The sequence below is a fragment of the Pseudomonas syringae CC1557 genome (assembly GCF_000452705.1).
Taxonomy (GTDB): domain Bacteria; phylum Pseudomonadota; class Gammaproteobacteria; order Pseudomonadales; family Pseudomonadaceae; genus Aquipseudomonas; species Aquipseudomonas syringae_F.
In genome coordinates, this window is record NZ_CP007014.1 from 3,504,819 (window position 1) to 3,522,304 (window position 17,486).

Genomic DNA, 17,486 nt, shown 5'->3' on the forward strand with positions numbered 1-17,486 from the left:
GTATCAACTCGCCATGCCTACTTAATCCACGACAAAACCGTTAGCCTGCTCGTCATCAGTCAAAAACCCTCCTGACAGACGCGTTTCGAGCGTCTGACCGGCTTATGCCCAAGCGAGATTTGTTATGCCCCACCCGTCCCAAGCCACGCACAAGACCGTGACCATGACCCCCGGCCTGGTGATGCTGTTTGCATTCTGCTGCGGCGCGATTGTTGCCAATATCTATTACGCCCAGCCGATTATCGAGTTGATTGCGCCGGACATCGGGCTGTCGAGCACCGCAGCCAGTCTGATCGTTTCACTGACGCAGATCGGTTATGCGCTGGGCCTGTTCTTTCTGGTTCCACTGGGCGATCTTCTGGAAAACCGCAGGCTGATGCTGATCACGACGGTGGTGGCGGTTCTCAGTTTGCTGGGTGCTGCATTTGCCGAACAGCCGAATCTGTTTCTGCTGGTGTCGCTGCTGGTGGGCTTCAGTTCGGTGTCGGTGCAGATGCTGATCCCGCTGGCGGCGCACCTGGCACCGGAGGAATCCCGTGGCCGGGTAGTTGGCGGAATCATGGGCGGGCTGCTGTTGGGGATTCTGCTGGCGCGGCCCATCGCCAGCCTGGTGGCTGACCATTTCGGCTGGCGTGCGGTATTCGGTTCGGCGGCCGTTGTGATGATCGGCATCAGCGTGGTACTGGCGACCACCATGCCGAAGCGCGTTCCGGACCATCGCGCGTCATATGGTCAGTTGCTGTTTTCGCTGTGGACCCTGTTACGTTCGCAGCCGGTGCTGCGCCAGCGTGCCTTTTACCAGGCGTGCATGTTCGCGACCTTCAGCCTGTTCTGGACCGCCGTACCGCTTGAGCTGTCGCGCAATCACGGGCTGTCACAAACCCAGATCGCCCTCTTCGCCCTGATCGGCGCTATTGGTGCAATCGCTGCGCCCATCAGCGGTCGCCTGGCAGACGCCGGTCACACCCGCATAGCCTCACTGGGCGCATTGCTGCTCGGCGCACTGAGTTTCCTGCCGGGGCTGATTCACCCTGCTTACAGCGTGATCGGCCTGGCAGTGACCGGCGTGCTGCTGGATTTCTGCGTGCAGACCAGCATGGTGCTGGGTCAGCGCACGGTGTATGCGCTGGATGCCGCCAGTCGCAGCCGGCTCAATGCGCTGTACATGACGAGTATTTTCATCGGCGGTGCCATTGGCTCAGCCGTCGCCAGCCCGTTGTTCGACCATGGCGGCTGGAGCTGGGTGCTGATCGCAGGCACGGTGCTGCCGCTGATAGCGTTGCTGGCGTTTCTCAAGGATAGGTCGAAGCAAGGCGAGTAAACGCTGCACTTTACGACTGAATTGCCGGATAATAGCGCCGCGATGGCATTGTCCATCGCCCTTCTGGCTCTCTCTCGCACCTCAAGGCTCGCGTATCCGGCACCTCTGGATCGGCGCGATTGAACACGGATTGTACATACGCCTCCTCCCAAGGCCATCAACCTGCCAATGCCGTTGCTCAAACGCATCGGTACGCATTTGCGCAAAACCCGAACAAGGCAAAAACAGCAATGGACGCAGCACCACGAACCAGCAAAATCTCCACAATTTTCGCCAAGATATCGATCGGCATCACCAGCATGATCGGGATCCTGTGGAGCATTTTCACCTACCTCTTTCCAGACCCCACCGTTCTTGGCCTCAGCGTCGACTTTATCAACTGGAAAACCCTGATCATTATTGTCGGCACTGTCATGGTGTTCATCGGGCTGGGCATCGCGATCCTGGCGAGAAAGCTCCCGTCGTTGCTCAAACTCAGCGTCTGGCTGGTATTGGCACTGTTTCTATGTGCGGTGTTCTTCAAGCTGGGCGGCGAATACGCAAAGCCTTCGGTGGAGTTTGCGCGCAGCCAGAAACTGTTTACCGAGAATGACAACGCCAACATGTTCGGCAAGCGGTCCGAGACCGTCGACAATCTGAGTATTGAGCTGCTGGATTGTGATCAGAATGGCCAGTCGCCTACCTGCACGCTTGAGCTTGTCAACAAAAGTGCAGATCGTGACTTCCGCTTTCTGAACCCTGTCAGCCTGTTCGAAGAAACCGGGGGTGCACTGGGCCTAACGCAAATGCATGTTGGCGATGCAAAATATGATCGCTGGGATAGCTTCCAACTGATCCGTAACGTGCCTACCCGGGTCACGTTGATATTTGAGGCGACCAAGGGTCGACTGAAGAAATCACCGGCTTTGAAACTGACCTTCCGCGACCGCGAGAGCAAGGAAAACGTGCTCAAGTTCAAAGAGGTCAAGGTCAATTAGTTAACAGAGGATCGTGCGTCGCCCCCTCGGTTGTGACGACGCACGTATCCGCTAGCGGTTTGACTGCTGCAACCAGTTCGCCAGGTCCACCACTTCAGCCTCGTTGATGCTGTGCCCCATGCCTTCGTAGGCGTGAAACTCTGGTTTCAGACCAAGCGTCTTCAACGTCGTTTCGGCTTGTGGCGCACTGGCGTAGGCCACCTGGCGATCCTGCGTGCCGTGACCAATAAAGACTTTCAGGGCCTTGAGTTCATCAGAGGCTTTTACCTCGGACTGTACGACCGGCAACAACCTTCCGCTCAACGCTGCAAAGCCGCCGACCAGTTTCGGCTGACGCAAGGCGACCTCGTAGCTCATCATCGCACCCTGGCTGAAGCCGATGAGAAACACCTTGCCCGGTTGTGTGTGAAACTTTGCAGTGGCCTGGGCAATGAATGCAGTCAGTTTAGTGCCGCTGCTTTTCAGGTCTTCGGTCACGCCGTCGTAGTCCGGCACACCCTTCTTCTGGGAGAACCATTTGTAGCTGTCAGGCTGCAGCTCCACTGGTGCCTGCACGGACAGGTAGTTGTAATCAGCCGGAAGCTCTTCCTTGAGCCCGAACAAGTCGGCCGCATTGCTGCCGTAACCGTGGATAAAAATCACCAGCGGCAGGTCAGGCTTTTCGGCATGGGTCTGTGCCAGGTAATCCAGCGGCAGATCCGTGTGCAGGGTGTCCTGGGCCTGCGCCATTCCGGCGACGGCAAACAGCAAGGCAGCGAAAAACTTCAGCATCGGTTCATCACCTCTGTTGGACGCTGCCCGCAGGCAGCGTCATGAGTGGGCGTCGCGGCAAAAACTAACACAGCTTCAGTTCTGCATGGTGGTCCGCGAAACTTCAGGCTTGAGCAGTTGCATCTGCTGACGGTAATCATCCGTGACCTGACGCGCCTGACTGCTGCTGGTAATGACCCGTGGCGTAATAAGCACAATCAGCTCGGTGCGGTCCTTGGATTTGCTGGTATTGCCGAACAGCCATTTCAGACCCGGAATACGCCCAAGATAAGGCACGGCACTGACCGACTCGGAGTTATCCTGCTTGATCAGCCCGCCCAGCAATACCGTCTGACCGCTCTGCGCAGCGACTTGCGTAGCGACTGAACGAGTGGAAATGCGCGGATTGCCATTGGCGTCGACGATGCCATTTTCAGCGTCACTCACCTGCTGCTGAATATCCATATACACCAGGCCGCCCGGATTGATGCGCGGCACGACGTCGAGAATCACACCGGTCTGCACATACTCCACACTGCTCAATGTGGTGTTGGTCGATGTGTTGGTGTTGATCGAGGTCTGGCTGATAGGGATGTTGTCGCCGACCTGAATCTGCGCCTGCTGGTTGTTCATGACCACCAGCGAGGGTGCCGAGAGTACTTGGGTGCGGCCGTTGCGTTCGAGGGCGCGCAAGGCGACCTGCAGATTGTTGCTGACGAAGGAATAGAAGAACGAGTCGGTGGCGGCCAGCGCCGCGCCGCCCGTGCCAATCGATCCCTGGCTGCCTGGCGTGTTGGTCACGTTACCGGTGGTCCCCGAATTACCCGCCAGACGCCCCAGATACCACTGCACGCCCATGTCCAGTTCGCCGGTCAGTTTGACTTCCAGAATGCGCGTCTCGATCTGTACTTGCAGCGGCGGATTATCGAGGCGCTTGATGGCCGATTCGATTTCTTTCCACTGTGCAGGACGCGTACGCACCAGCAACTGGTTACTGCTCTTCTGAGCCGTGATGCGCGTGCTGGCGTCCAGCGACTTGCCGTTGCCAGCCGAGCCGCTGCCGTCCTGGCTGGCAGAGTCCGAATCACCGCCACTCTGATCGTCGCCCTCGGATTCGCTGTCAGCGCTGGTCTGGCTGTTGTTCATGCCCTGATTGCTGCCAAAACCGCCGCCATTGCTAAGGCCACCGTTGCTCAGGCCGCCGTTGCTGCTGTTACCGCCCAGACCGCTGGAGCTGTTCATTCCGCCCCCGCCGCCACCCGTGGAATTGAGTGACGACAGCGAGGTGGTGCGCAGCCCCGGCGCGACCTTGGCAGGCGAGTCATCCTTGATGGCACCCGAGCCGTAGATCTGTCGCAGGTATTTGGCGAGGTCGGTGGCCTTCATGTTGCGCACGTCGTACACGTACATCTGCGGCTCGTTGCCGCCGCCTTCGTCGATGGTGTGAATCCACTCGCCGACTTCATGCAGGTACTCGGGCTGCGACGAAATCGCCACCACCGAATTGGTCCGTTCGATCGGCAGGAAGCGCACCATGCCCGCCAGCGGCATGCCGCTTTCCGGGCCGAACATCTTCTGCAGTTCGGGCATCAGTTCGCCGACCGAGGCGCGCTGCAGGCCGAATACACCGACCGACATGCCTTTGAGCCAATCGACGTCGAAAGTGTCGATGGTGTCCTGATAGTTGGCCAGCTCTTCGGGCGTGCCCGCGAGGCTGAGCACGTTGCGCGCCGGGTCGACAAGCAGGAAGGCATTTTCCCGGGCGAAAGGTTTGAGCAGCTTCTGCATTTCGGTGGCCGAAATGTAACGCAACGGGAACAGCCGCGCCGACATGCCGGCCGAAGGCTGCGCCACACGCATTTCCGGCACCAGCTTGCCTGCCACCGCCTGACTGGACGGCAGGATGACGTAGCGGTTGCCTTGCTTGATCATCGCGTTGTCGGTCCAGGACAGCAGTGTCTCGAGAATCGACAGAGCCTGCTGCTTGTTGACCGGCTTGGACGTCGAGAAGCTCACATCGCCCTTCACCCCCTGGGCAATGCTGTAATTCTCGTGCAGCAGATCGCCCATGATGCTGTTGATCACCGCCTGAATCGGCTGATTGGTGAAGTTGAAGACGATGTCACCGGTCTCGGCCTGGCGCGCTGCGGGAGCGGCGGTGGGCTGGCGGATGAAACGCTGATTGCCTTTGATGATCTGCCGCTGCGGCGAAGCAGTCGTCTGCTGGGAAGGTGGCTCGACGGGCGGTCTTTCGCTGCGCGGGTCTACCGGCGGGCGTTGTGAACCGGTTCCCTGGAGCGCTTCCTGCAGCATGCCATTGTCGGGATCGAGTGTGTCTGACTGTGACACGCAGCCGCCAAGGGCGACGGCGGTGGCCAGGCAAAGCAAGGGTGTGCGCAAGGTAGCGATGGCAGGAACTCCAGAAAATGTACCCATCACAGGGTGGAATCGTTGGTTAAGGTAATCGGCGGTGTGTTCGACGGCGGCGGCAGACGCAGCGCCGGCAGGCGCAGCACTTGTGTACGCTCATCGAGCTTGAAAGTGGCCTGGGTGGGCTCCAGGCGGTCGAGCGTCCAGCCATTGGGCAAACGGTCGCCCTGACGAACTTTCAATGCCGGGCCGCTGGCCTGTTTAAGCAGTGCAACCCGCAGCGAGCCATCCATGATAACCCCGGTCAGGGTCAGGCCGGCCAGGCTGGATGCCTGCACATCGGCTTTGCGGACCGCCACATCGGGGCTGCGCTCTGGGCTGAAAAGGGGGGTTTTCCAGGTGTTGGCCAGACTGTCCAGGGTGGCCGACGGCGCGCTGTGGGCCTGGGTCTTTTGGTCCAGCAGGTTGCGCGGCGCCTGTTCCGGCAACCAGTCGGGTGAATGCGCAGCGCCACTGAGGATCAGAGCAATCAGCGCGGCCAGCAACGTCGCCACCGCCAGCAGCGACCACTCCAGCGGGCGTAATGAACCGATCATTGCTCACCCTCCCCGGCACTCGCCGGTTGCAGGTAGCCTCGCACCAGCAGGTGAACCACCAGCTTGCCCGCAGGCCCATTGGCAGGCGCATTGGCATCGCGGCGCATACTCATCTCGTCGATGAACAGAAACGGACGCTGATATTCCAGCGCATGCAGAATGGCCGTCAGCGGCTCGATGGCGCAGTTCAGGGTCAGGCTGACCTTGACCTGGCGATACGGCTCTGCGCTGTCCTGCTCGGGCGTGATCGGCATGCGCTGGGTCAGCTCGCAGCCGCCACCGGTGCTGGCCTGACTGCTGATCAGATCGGCAATGCGCTGCATCAAATCGGCCGCCACCGCACTGGGATCTTCTCCCGGCAGCAGGCTGGTGCTGCTGGCCGGATCGCGGCGCGCCTGTTCCAGTTGCTCACGCAATGAATCGCCTTGCAGCAACAGCCCGGCATAGCGTTGCTGCTGTTCGCGCAGTTGCTCGGTCTGCTCGTTGATGTCACGCAACGGCCCGGCGAACCAGCTGTCGATCAACAGCCAGTAAGCCACGCAAAGCACCAGCGCCAGAATGATCAGGGCTGCGCCCCGCCGCTCACGGCTTGTCAGTGGACGGCGCATCGGCGTTCTCCTGGTGCAGGTTCTGGTGCAAGTGCGCGCGCAGGGAATACTGATCCTTGCCAGTCTTGGTGTCGGGCTGGATCACGCCCTGAAACTGTGCGTTGTCCAGACTGCGGCATTCCTTGACGCGACCGATCAGCGCACTCGCCTTGCCGCTCTGCCCGGAAAACGCCACATCGGCGCTGTCACTGATTTCCAGATGCTCGATCCAGGTGTCCGAAGGCAGGCACGCAGTCAGTTCGCTGAGCAGCGCTGACAGCGGCGGTTGCTCGGCCTTGCGCCGCAACAGGTAGTTGGCCGCGCCACGGGTGTTGGTCAATTGCTGGCGCAGTTGCTGGATCTCGCCGACCTGAGCCTTCTGCTCCTGGACGCTGGCCTGCATCTCTTCGAGCAGGCTTTGACGCTCGTTCAGCCATAGCAGCATGGCGCCCAGCAGCAGACCGGCGCACAGCCAGATCAGCCCGCGTTGCAGACGGTGGCCTGATCGCGATTGTTGCGGGCGCGCCGGCATCGGCAGCAGGTCGATGCCCATGCGCTGCCCTTCACTGCCGACATCCACCACGTCCGGGCGCAGACCGTGATCGGCACACTCGCTCAGAATCGTGTCCAGTCGCTCGCGCAGGATCGCTACCAGCGTGACCTGCAAAAAGCTGGCGCTGCGGCTGTCCTGACGGGCAACAAAATACAGCTGCGCCGCATCGAACGGCGTGAAGCGGTCCAGCTCGTAGCCCACCACCGTAGAAAGATTGCGGGCCGCCGCGGCAGGCAGCTGGAGCGTTTGCACCAATACGGCCGACACCGGCAACAACAGAACACGACGTGTCTGGGTGGGTGCAACGGACAGCGGTCCGCTCAAAGGCCAGGCGTACAGTTGCTCGACGGTTTCGCCCCCCAGCCAACGACGCAAGCGCAACGGCAGGCAGGCGCGCAATTCCGCGACCCACCATTGCCAGGCGTGTTGCGCCGGGCTGCCGCGCCACTGTCGGACAACCTGCTCGCGTAACGCGTACACCGGCGCCAGACGTGAAGAAACTGATGAATTCATTCTTGCCAACGCAACACCCTATAGGGTTGTGCGCTTCCCTCCGATGGGCTCAATAAAACAGTGGTCTGTAAAAAGGCAGTGACACCGCCCGGTCGTTCTGCACGGCTATCGATGGTCAATACCTCACCGGGGTCAGCCCCGACCGCACTCTGGTTTGGCAGGTTCAATGCCCGCCGCAACACGCCCGACGAGAATGCCGAATCAGGTCGATCCAGCCCGCTCCATAATGTAATTTCCGGCAATAGCCGGGTGTAAAGCGTTTGGGTCATGCCCGGTAACTGGCGCACTTCCTCGACCACTCGCAGCGGTGACTGCCCGCCATTGCGCTGCGTTTCCAGCACCTGCGCGATACTGCTGGCCTGGTTCTTTGCTGCGCCGCAGGCTTGCAATACGCGAGAAATGTCGGCCACCGGCGCACTGTTCAAATCCAGCTTGCCGCGCTCGCTTCTCACGCTGACGAGCAGTTGAGTGTCATCAAAACGCAATGCCACCGAGCGTCCATCCGCTACCCAACGCTTGCGCTGCGCGGTATCCAACAAACCCTGCACCGCCATGTTCATGCCAGCCTCGGCCGCCATCAGCGCCTGAGTATTCTGGCGCAACCAGAGTGCCTGTCGGCTTTCCAGTTGTACCCATCCGGCCAGCCCGCCGAGCAACAGGCTCAACAGCGCCAGGACCCACAACACCACCAGCAGCGCTACGCCCCGCTGTTGTCTCTCTGATCTGTTCATTCGCCGCCTGCCCCACCGGACAGGTCCAGACGCAGCGCCACCACTTCCGGAACCCACTTCACAGTTCCCTTGACCTGCATATCGATCCGCACGGCGCGAGGCAGGCGGTTTGGCCAGGGCCATTCGGCTATCCAGCCGGTCGGTTTACCTTTCGGGCTCAGCCCACGATAACTGAACGTCAATGACTCGACGTTTTGCAGCAGCACCTGAGGCTCGCCCCAGGGCTTGAGTGAAATGCCGTTTGCGGCAGACTGTACCTGCGCAAACGACACCTGCAGGCTGCGGTGGCCCTCCGGCCCCTTCAGCCCGAGGGTATGCACCTGAATGCCGCCGCCCAGCTCTCCAGGCAACGTTGCGACAAACTGCAATTGCTGTGCCGATCCTTCGAAAAATCCGCTGTTGGCGTCGTCTTCGGCAGAGGTGTCCAGCGGCAACGCCTGACTGATCGAGCTGCGCAAAAATGCCTGCGCAGCACGGGTCTCATCCAGATTGACGGTGTAACGCTCAGCCTTGAGCACCGCGCGATTGGCACCCAACAGCGCACCGGCGACCAGGACCAGCAACACGCCCAACAGGCTGATCACCAGCAGCACTTCCAGCAGCGTAAACCCACGCTGCGTACGCCTCATGAACCCGCCCCGCTAACCGCGCCACGCAGTTTCAGGGTACTGAACTGTGCCCGGCGCTGATGCTCACTCAGCAGCAGATCGAGACGGAACAGCCTGGGTTGACCATTGGCACCCGCCAGCTCGCGAATATCCAGCGTCCACTCGATACCTGCGAGCTTGCCCTGACGTGTGCCGTTTTCCAGCGGTCCGGCACTTTCCTGATCCAGAATCGTTCGCGCGGCATGACTGAGCCGGTCGCTACGCGATACCTGCTGCAAGGATCTCGCGCTTTGTCCGAACGCCACCAGCAGAACCCCGCTGCACACCGCCATGACGGTCAATGCAGCCAGCATCTCCAGCAGGGTGAACCCCGACTGCGATGTTTTCATTAAAGTGACCGAACCTGAACGCTACCGGTCAGCCAGCCAATGTCAATGCGCCAGCGCCGATCGCCATCAGCGACCACGACGTTACCGCCACTGGAACCGCCATCCGGGTAAAACTCCACCGACGAGCCGAGATCCGACGCGGTCTGCATGGTCACGCGCAAGCTTTCAGGCCAGCGCATCTCGCGCTTGCCGGGTGCCTTGAACGTCGCCTTGCGCAGGTCGAACTCGGTGCGTGCCGGCTGACCGGTAACGATGGCGCGCACTCGGGTCGCTCGCAGCGCTTCTACCATATCCCCGACTGCCCGACGCTCGCTGGCTGTACTCAAACCCTGTTGCAGACCGAAACCCACCAGACCGACAGCAATGCTCATCAACACCAGCACTACCAGCATTTCCATCAGGGTAAAACCGCGGTTTGCGACAGGCGTTTTCATACCGGTACTTACTCCCAGTTGCCCAGGTCGGCGCTGTAACCTTCACCGCCTGGCTGACCGTCCTGACCGTAAAAGATCAGGTCAAAGCTGCCGTGCTGGCCGGGGAAGCGATAGCCGAATGCATGACCGAACGGATCTTTCAGGTCCGACGGCTTGGCATAAGGGCCGTTCCAGTTGGAGGCGTTGCCCGGCTTTTCAGTCAACTGCTGCAAGGTCTTGGGTGGCGAACCGACGTCCAGCGCATAGCTCTCGACTTTCATGCCCAGGCTGGCCAGTTGCGCCTTGCCTGCGCCGTACTTGCCCTTGTCAACGTTGCCGCCCACCTGACGCACGACGATGGTCGCCACGATGCCCAGCAATACAATGACCGCCAGCATTTCCAGCAAGGTGAAGCCGCCCTGACGGCGCGCGGGTTTGAAACGTATGCGGTTAAAGCTCATCGGGATGGTTCCTCATTCATGAATTCAGATATTGCTGGTCAGGCTCATCAGCGGCAGCATGATCGCCAGCATGATCACCGCGACCATGCCCGCCATCACCACCGTCAACGCCGGGACCAGCGCCGCCAGCATGCGGTCGATACCGCGCTTGGCCTCGACGTCGAACACATCGGCGACTTTGAGCAACATGGTGTCCAGTTCGCCAGCCTGTTCGCCGACTTCGATCATTTGCAGCGCCAGGTCCGGCAGCAGCGGCTGTGCACCAAACGCGCTGGCGAGCGTCCCGCCCCCTTTGACCGACTCGGCCGCCTGTTCGACCTGTGCCTGCAAGGCGCGGTTGGTACACACCTGGCGAGCGATCACCAATGCCTGAAGCAACGCCACGCCATTGGTCAGCAGAGTGCCGAGGGTGCGGGTCAGGCGCGCCGCTTCGATACGCTGCAACAACGGGCCGATCACCCGGATGCCCAACAAGCGACGATCACGGCGCTCACGCCGTTGCGGATCGCGCATGCGGATAGCCATGCCCCAAATCAATGCGATGATGCCCGCCAGCACTGCCAGGCCGTAGTCGCCGAGAAACTGTCCGAGGTCAAGAATGACCTCGGTAATCAACGGGATCGGCACCCCGAGGTCCTTGAAGATCGGTACGAATTGCGGCACCACATAGGCCAGCAACAGAGCCAGCGAGCCCAGTACACCTACGACCAGAAACGCCGGATAGATCAGCGCGTTGATCACTTCGCCACGCAGCAACTGGCTGCGCTCGAGGTAATCGCTCAGTTGCCGAAGCGTGCCTTCCAGCGCGCCCCCGGCTTCACCGGCGCGGACCATGCTTATATAAAGAGGCGAAAACTGGCTGCCTTCTTCTTCCAGCGCCACAGACAACGGCTTACCGGCCTTGACCTGTTCGCGGATGCGTTCGATCAGCGCTCTGGTCTGCGGCTGGCCAGGCTGCTTGAGCAGAATACTCAGGGATCGTTCCAGTGGCTGGCCAGCGCCCAGCAAAGTGGCTAGCTGCTGGGTGAAGCTGACCAGCGCTGCGCCATTGAGCATGCCGCTGCCCAGTGCGCGACGCAGACCGCCGAGCCCGGCGACGTCTACCTGCAACACCATCAAGCCGCGTTTTTGCAGGGCGGCGATGGCGGCCTCCTGATCACGGGCTTCGAGCGTGCCATTCTGCGGCGCGCCCTGAGTGTCCAGCGCGCGGTATTTGAACAGGCTCATGTGCCTTCACCGCGAGTCACACGCAGTACTTCTTCCAGCGACGTAACGCCTGCCACGGCCTGACGCAGGCCCTCTTCATGCAAGGTACGCAAACCGCCACGGCGGGCAGCCTCCTCCAGGGTCGAGGCATCGGCATGGCGCATCAACAAGCTGCGCAGTTCTTCGTTCATGACCAGTAATTCGGTGATCGCACTGCGCCCGCGATAACCGCCGCCTGGCGCATCGGCGCGCGGGCGATACAGACGAATAGGGCGCTCATCGGTAAAGCGCTCCAGGCCATGCTCGGCGATCAGTTCCGGTGGCGCGTCAAATGCCTCGCGAGTGGCTGGGTCAAGACGGCGCACCAGTCGTTGCGCCAGAATGCCGTTAACCGTGGAGGCAATCAGGTAGCTCTCGACGCCCATGTCCAGCAAACGGGTGATACTCGCCGCGGCACTGTTGGTGTGCAAGGTCGAGAGCACCAAGTGACCGGTCAGCGAAGACTGAATGGCAATACGGCAGGTTTCCAGGTCGCGCATCTCACCGATCATGATCACGTCCGGGTCCTGACGTACGATGGAGCGCAATGCCCCGGCGAAGTCCAGGCCGATGGAAGGCTTGACCTGAATCTGGTTGATGCCTTCGAGCTGATACTCCACCGGGTCTTCAACGGTGATGATCTTGCGCTCGGCCGTATTGAGCCGTGACAGCGCAGTATACAGCGTGGTGGTTTTGCCGGAGCCGGTCGGCCCTGTGACCAGCAGGATGCCGTGCGGACGCTCCAGCACATCCAGAAACTCATCCAGACGCTCGCCATCGAACCCCAGGCTCGGGAAATCGAAGTTGATGGTCTGCCGGTCCAACAGACGCATGACCACCGATTCGCCGAAACTGGTGGGCACAGTGGACACCCGCAAATCCAGCTCCTTGCCCTGAATACGCAGCATGATCCGGCCGTCCTGCGGAAGACGTCGCTCGGCGATGTCCAGCCGGGCCATGATCTTCACCCGGGAAATCACCGCTGCCGAAGAACTGGAGGGCGGCGCTTCTGCTTCGTGCAGCACACCGTCGATGCGATAACGCACCTTCAACTGGCTTTCGAACGGTTCGATGTGGATGTCCGATGCACGCTGTTCGACTGCGCGTTGCAGGATCAGGTTGACCAGACGTATGACTGGCGCTTCGGACGCCAGATCCTTGAGGTGCTCGATGTCTTCCAGCGAGCCGCCCTCTTCATCGAGGTTTTCGATCAGGGTGCCCATCGCAGAACGGCCCTGCCCGTAATAACGCTCGATCAGTGTTTCCACCTCATTACGCGGACCGACGGATAAGCGCACCGGTACCTGACAGGCGTAAGCGATGGCTTGAAACGGATACAGCGTACCGGGATTGGCGCCAAGCACTTGCAGGCCCTGGTCACTCCAGCCCACCGGGACGACTTGATAGTGGCGCATGAAGCGCTCGGTCAGCGGCGGCAATGGGTCCAGCATGGGAGGCACGCTGTCTGCCAGCACCAGGGGTGCATTCAATAACGCAGCCCAGGCGCGAGCCAGCTCGAATTCGGACACCAGACCCAGCCGGGTCAGCAGGCCAAGCAACTCGGTGCCTTCGGACTCCTGCTGCAAACGATGCGCGCGCTCCAGATCGACCGCTTTCAGACCGGCATTTTCGATCAGCCAGGCACAGACCTGCTCGGCATCCGGAATCTGGATACGGGAAACATCAACGGGAACTGGCGGCATGGATGAGGGCATTTTGCTACTTCGGAGGGACATGTTACAGCACTCTCCAGCGAGAGAGTGCTGCGTTCAAAGGCTTCAAACGATCAATTTGACTGCTTTTGAGGGGTTGCGTTCTGTGGGCGGCCGCCTTTTGTGGTTTCGGTCTTCTGCTTTTGCGCTTTTTGCGCCGCTTTGGTGTCTTGGGTCTGAGTCATCACGGTCTCGTCGCTGGCGCCAGAAGTTGCGTCTGCATCGGTCGCATCTTCGGCAACTGCTGCACCACTAAGGGCCAGACCTAAAACAACAGCTGCACTCATCATGGAAAGTTTCATCGGGGTAACTCCTCGGAAAAAACAAAGTGAACCCTGCAGGTCGCAGCGCTCGTTTAAAGATCAGGCAAGAATTAACGCACAGCACGCATTACAACTTGCGAGCCGTCTTTCTTCATCCTGAAAAATCTTAAACCCATCGACCAGTAGGTTTAAGAAGAGTTCCTCATCTGCAAGGAAAAAATACAAAAATAAAGAAAAATACGCTTTTGTTTGACATTTATGCCGTCTTTTAGACTTAATTGTAACCGCTAACGAACCAAAGGCGCTGTTTTTGATGTCAATATGATGGCGCCTTAGAACCAGCACAACATAATAATTAAAAACGAAAACGATAACTAAACAGTCATACATCTCGCGGACCTTACAAGGGGAAACGCGACAACGCATGACGGTTGCCCGAACAAATTATTTAAGACTGATTAGCAAGTTTTTACTTGTTAAGCCTGCGCTTAAGCGCGGACAAACAGTTAATTTAAACGCAGTTGGAGAGCAGCATGAACAAACGAAAGATGATAGGCGCGCACTCGGCACTGGCCTTGCTGGCGCTGGCGGTTTCGCAGGTGTACGCAGCTGACGCTACCGTGCAGCAAGGCCGTGAAGATCGCGCCGAAAAAGCCGCGCAAAAAACCCTGGCCAAGATGACCATGGAAGAAAAGCTGGCCTACATCGGCGGCACCGGCGGCTGGGACGTCAAGCCTCTGAAAAACTACGGCGTGCCGCAGATTCATGGCGCGGATGGCGGTGTTGGCGTGCGTTACACCAGCGAAGGCAACGATCAGGGGGTTGTCTACCCGTCCGGCCCTAACCTGGCAGCCACCTTCAACCCGCGTCGTGCCATCGACCTGGGCCGCGCGCTGGGCTACGACACCGCGACCGGCGGCTACCAGTTCATCACTGGCCCGGGCGTCAACCTGTACCGCATGCCGTGGGGCGGCCGTGCTTTCGAATACCTCTCCGGTGAAGATCCGTTCCTGGGCGCCAGCCTGGCACCAGGCGTCATCAACGGTATTCAGTCTCGTGGTGTCTGGGCCAACGCCAAGCACTACGCGGCCAACGATCAGGAAAGCAACCGCTTCAACCTGAATCAGACAATGCCCGAGCGCGTTCTGCGCGAAATGTCGCTGCCTGCGTTCGAATCGTCGTCGAAAAACGGCAACGTTGCGATGATGATGTGCGCCTTCCAGAAAGTGAACGGTGAGTTTGCCTGCGAAAACGAGCACCTGATTGCCCAGATCCTGAAGAAGGAATGGGGCTTCAAAGGCTTCGTTCAAAGCGACTACAACGCTGTTGTTCACGGTTTCAACGCTGCCCGCGCCGGTACCGATCTGGACATGATGGGCTACCAGATGAACAGCTCCGTGCTGAAGCCGCATCTGGACGCCGGCGACCTGAGCGCTGCGACCATCGATGACAAGGTCCGCCGCATCCTCAAGCAGATCTACCTGTACAAGTTCGACAGCAAAGCGCCGTTGACCACGCACAACATGAACAGCTCGACCAGCAACAAGGTTGCTCTGAACGCTGCGCGTGAAGGTATCGTACTGCTGAAAAACCAGGACAATCTGCTGCCGCTGGACAAGCAGAAAGTCAAGAAAATCGCCGTCGTCGGCACCCTGGCCAAGTACTCGCCTCCTACCGGTTTCGGCAGCGCCAACGTCATGGCCAGCCATTACGTCAGCGAGCTGAGCGGCCTGCAACAAATCGCGCCTAACGCCAAGGTCGACTTCATTGAAGGTTTGTCGCTGGACCCAAGCACCAGTGCCTGGACCACCACCGACGCAACTGGCAATGAAGTCCAGGGCATGAAGGTCGAGTACTTCAGCAACACCAACTGGTCCGGCGATGCAGCTGTCACCCGTACCGAGAAGCACGTTGACCTGGACTGGGCCAACGACAAGAACCTGCCGTTCGAAAGCAACACCTCGACGTCCGATCCGTACACCACCAAAGGTTCGACCGCTGGCGAGCTGAACGGCGATACTTCTTCGACCTCGATTCGCTACACCGGCAAGGTCACCCCGACCCAGAGCGGCGAGCAGGTGTTCAAGGTTCGCGCTGACGGTGCTGTGCGCCTGTGGGTCAACGGCAAGAAAATCATCGACAACGGTGACGGCAAGCCGCTGCCGGGCAACAGCATCCCACCCACCATTCCAGAGTTCGCCAAGATCAATCTGGAAGCTGGTCAGTCCTACGATGTGAAGCTTGAGTACTCGCGTCGTGCTGGCTACCTGTCGGCTATGGGTGGCTTGGTCGGTGTGCAGTTGAGCTCTGCTTCGCTGAACGCGCCTCAGGACCTGTCCGGCTATGACGCCGTTGTGGTTGCCGTCGGTAACAGCAATGAATACGAAGGTGAAGGTTTCGACCACAGCTTCGATCTGCCTGAGTTCCAGAACGAACTGATCCAGAACATTGCCAAGGTCAACCCGAATACCGTGGTGACCATGTACGGCGGTACCGGCCTGAAGATGAGCGACTGGATCGAACAGGTTCCGGTAGCACTGCACGCCTTCTACCCGGGTCAGAACGGTGGTCAGGCCCTGGCCGAGATTCTGTTCGGCAAGGTCAACCCGTCGGGCAAGCTGCCGATCAGTATCGAACGCAACATTGAAGACAACCCGGCTTACGCCTCCTTCCCGAAATTCGACAACCAGAACACTCTGGCTGAAATGGATTACAAGGATGACCTGATGCTGGGTTATCGCGGTTACGAGAAGAAAGGCATCAAGCCGCTCTTCCCGTTCGGTTACGGCCTGTCTTACACAACGTTCGGCTACAGCAACATCAAAGTGACGCCTGGCGTCGCGGTAGGCAATACGCCGATCAAGGTGTCGTTCGACCTGAGCAACACCGGCAAGGTCGGCGGTTCGGAAGTCGCACAGCTGTACGTTGGCCAGCAGAACCCGAAAGTCGAGCGTCCGATCAAGGAACTCAAAGGCTACAAGAAGGTGTTCCTCAAGCCGGGTGAAAGCAAGCGCGTGACCATCGAGCTGAATGATCGCTCGCTGGCCTACTTCGACGAAAAGAGCAAGCAGTGGGTGGTCGACGCCGACACCTTCAACCTCTCGCTCGGCTCTTCGTCCCAGGACATCCGCCTGAACGCCAAGCTGGTCAACTCGTTCCGTCAGGAACTGTCGACTACCACCAGCAACCCGCTGCCACGCTCGGCACTGAACTCGGTACTGGTCGAGAAGCCACCGGTCAAGACCGGCGGTGTATTCAAGCAGACCGTCGAGTAAGCATTGCGCTGACTGACTGAAAAACGGACAGATAAAGGCTCAGGGACGAGCCCTTACCGCTGCATCGACCTGCGCAATGTAGGCATCGAAACACTCGACCAGATCCACCTGATCGGGAAAGCGTAACCACTGAATCTGCAAGCCATCCATCATGGCCAGAATCTGCTGGATCACCTTCGACAAATCCACATCCGCCCGCACTTCCCCGCGCTCCACCAACGCCGAGAACTGTTTCAGCAGGTGCGCGTGAATACGCTCATAACGGGTCTGGAACCACTCGAACGCAGGCTGGCTGTCCAACAGACTTTCGGCATTCAGAATCGAGAAGGCCCGCACCACGCCTGGCGCGGTGGAGTTGGAACGATTGATGGCGCGCAGGCCATTAAGCAGGCCGGTCAAAGTATTTTCAGTGCGGACTTCGGCGGCGATTCTGGCATTGACCTCGTCCCGGCGATCCAGCACGCCCATCAACAGGGAAATCTTGCTCGGAAAATGGTGCAGCAATCCTGCGACAGAAATACCGACGATGGCCGCGACCTTGGCGACCGATGCGCCGGTATAGCCCTCGAGGGAGAATAGCTGCAAAGCCGCGTCCAGCAATTCTTCGCGACGCTTCTCGCCCTTGGGCGCGCGCCGCTGCCGGGTTGCAACCGTGCCCGTTTCCGTGGGGTCATGCCGAGTCATTATCAGGCTCCTTCTTGAACAGCCGCGTACCCTAACCA

The 17,486-nt window shown here is 59.7% G+C and carries 17 protein-coding genes; 3 read left to right on the top strand and 14 right to left on the bottom strand.

Features of this window, described 5'->3' with window-relative positions:
- Positions 1-124 precede the first annotated feature (124 nt).
- The gene (locus N018_RS15395; RefSeq protein ID WP_025390151.1) at positions 125-1,321 is read left to right on the top strand and encodes an MFS transporter; all 1,197 of its coding nucleotides are present in this window, start codon (positions 125-127) and stop codon (positions 1,319-1,321) included.
- Positions 1,322-1,551: 230 nt separating this feature from the next.
- A complete protein-coding gene (locus N018_RS15400; protein WP_024646562.1) occupies positions 1,552-2,298 on the top strand; it encodes a hypothetical protein in 747 nt (248 codons plus the stop codon).
- A 51-nt stretch (positions 2,299-2,349) separates the two neighbouring features.
- Here the strand turns inward: N018_RS15400 and N018_RS15405 are convergent, their stop codons facing one another.
- The 13 genes from N018_RS15405 to N018_RS15465 all read right to left on the bottom strand — a co-directional run bounded on the left by N018_RS15405 (position 2,350) and on the right by N018_RS15465 (position 13,528).
- A complete protein-coding gene (locus tag N018_RS15405) occupies positions 2,350-3,069 on the bottom strand; it encodes an alpha/beta hydrolase (protein WP_025390152.1) in 720 nt (239 codons plus the stop codon).
- Positions 3,070-3,144: 75 nt separating this feature from the next.
- Complete coding sequence (gspD, locus tag N018_RS15410; RefSeq protein ID WP_024646564.1) at positions 3,145-5,484, bottom strand: type II secretion system secretin GspD; 2,340 nt, start codon at positions 5,482-5,484, stop codon at positions 3,145-3,147.
- Positions 5,484-6,014 (bottom strand): general secretion pathway protein GspN, encoded by a 531-nt coding sequence (locus N018_RS15415; RefSeq protein WP_024646565.1) that lies wholly within the window; start codon positions 6,012-6,014, stop codon positions 5,484-5,486. The genes gspD and N018_RS15415 overlap by 1 nt, the downstream gene beginning before the upstream one ends.
- Positions 6,011-6,622 (bottom strand): type II secretion system protein GspM, encoded by a 612-nt coding sequence (gspM, locus tag N018_RS15420; RefSeq protein ID WP_024646566.1) that lies wholly within the window; start codon positions 6,620-6,622, stop codon positions 6,011-6,013. The genes N018_RS15415 and gspM overlap by 4 nt, the downstream gene beginning before the upstream one ends.
- Positions 6,597-7,667, bottom strand: coding sequence for a type II secretion system protein GspL (locus N018_RS15425; protein WP_025390153.1), 1,071 nt, complete (start codon positions 7,665-7,667; stop codon positions 6,597-6,599). Before N018_RS15425 ends, gspM begins: the two co-directional genes overlap by 26 nt.
- Entirely contained in the window at positions 7,664-8,398 is a 735-nt protein-coding gene (locus N018_RS15430; protein WP_024646568.1) for a general secretion pathway protein GspK, read from the bottom strand. Before N018_RS15430 ends, N018_RS15425 begins: the two co-directional genes overlap by 4 nt.
- Complete coding sequence (locus N018_RS15435; protein ID WP_024646569.1) at positions 8,395-9,027, bottom strand: prepilin-type N-terminal cleavage/methylation domain-containing protein; 633 nt, start codon at positions 9,025-9,027, stop codon at positions 8,395-8,397. Before N018_RS15435 ends, N018_RS15430 begins: the two co-directional genes overlap by 4 nt.
- The gene (locus tag N018_RS15440) at positions 9,024-9,395 is read right to left on the bottom strand and encodes a type II secretion system protein (protein ID WP_024646570.1); all 372 of its coding nucleotides are present in this window, start codon (positions 9,393-9,395) and stop codon (positions 9,024-9,026) included. The genes N018_RS15435 and N018_RS15440 overlap by 4 nt, the downstream gene beginning before the upstream one ends.
- On the bottom strand, positions 9,395-9,829 hold the full coding sequence (locus tag N018_RS15445; protein WP_080265785.1) for a prepilin-type N-terminal cleavage/methylation domain-containing protein: 435 nt from the start codon (positions 9,827-9,829) through the stop codon (positions 9,395-9,397). Before N018_RS15445 ends, N018_RS15440 begins: the two co-directional genes overlap by 1 nt.
- Positions 9,830-9,837: 8 nt before the next feature.
- Entirely contained in the window at positions 9,838-10,269 is a 432-nt protein-coding gene (gene gspG, locus N018_RS15450; protein ID WP_024646572.1) for a type II secretion system major pseudopilin GspG, read from the bottom strand.
- Between the two features lie 24 nt (positions 10,270-10,293).
- The gene (gspF, locus tag N018_RS15455) at positions 10,294-11,496 is read right to left on the bottom strand and encodes a type II secretion system inner membrane protein GspF (protein ID WP_024646573.1); all 1,203 of its coding nucleotides are present in this window, start codon (positions 11,494-11,496) and stop codon (positions 10,294-10,296) included.
- On the bottom strand, positions 11,493-13,217 hold the full coding sequence (gspE, locus tag N018_RS15460; RefSeq protein WP_024646574.1) for a type II secretion system ATPase GspE: 1,725 nt from the start codon (positions 13,215-13,217) through the stop codon (positions 11,493-11,495). Before gspE ends, gspF begins: the two co-directional genes overlap by 4 nt.
- Before the next feature lie 83 nt (positions 13,218-13,300).
- Positions 13,301-13,528, bottom strand: a complete 228-nt coding sequence (locus N018_RS15465) for a hypothetical protein (RefSeq protein ID WP_024646575.1) — start codon at positions 13,526-13,528, stop codon at positions 13,301-13,303.
- 494 nt (positions 13,529-14,022) lie between these two features.
- On the opposite strand from N018_RS15465, the gene N018_RS15470 reads away from it, so the two are divergent.
- Complete coding sequence (locus tag N018_RS15470; protein WP_025390154.1) at positions 14,023-16,764, top strand: beta-glucosidase; 2,742 nt, start codon at positions 14,023-14,025, stop codon at positions 16,762-16,764.
- A gap of 39 nt (positions 16,765-16,803) precedes the next feature.
- On the opposite strand, the gene N018_RS15475 is transcribed toward N018_RS15470, so the two are convergent.
- A complete protein-coding gene (locus N018_RS15475) occupies positions 16,804-17,448 on the bottom strand; it encodes a TetR/AcrR family transcriptional regulator (protein ID WP_025390155.1) in 645 nt (214 codons plus the stop codon).
- Positions 17,449-17,486 lie beyond the last annotated feature (38 nt).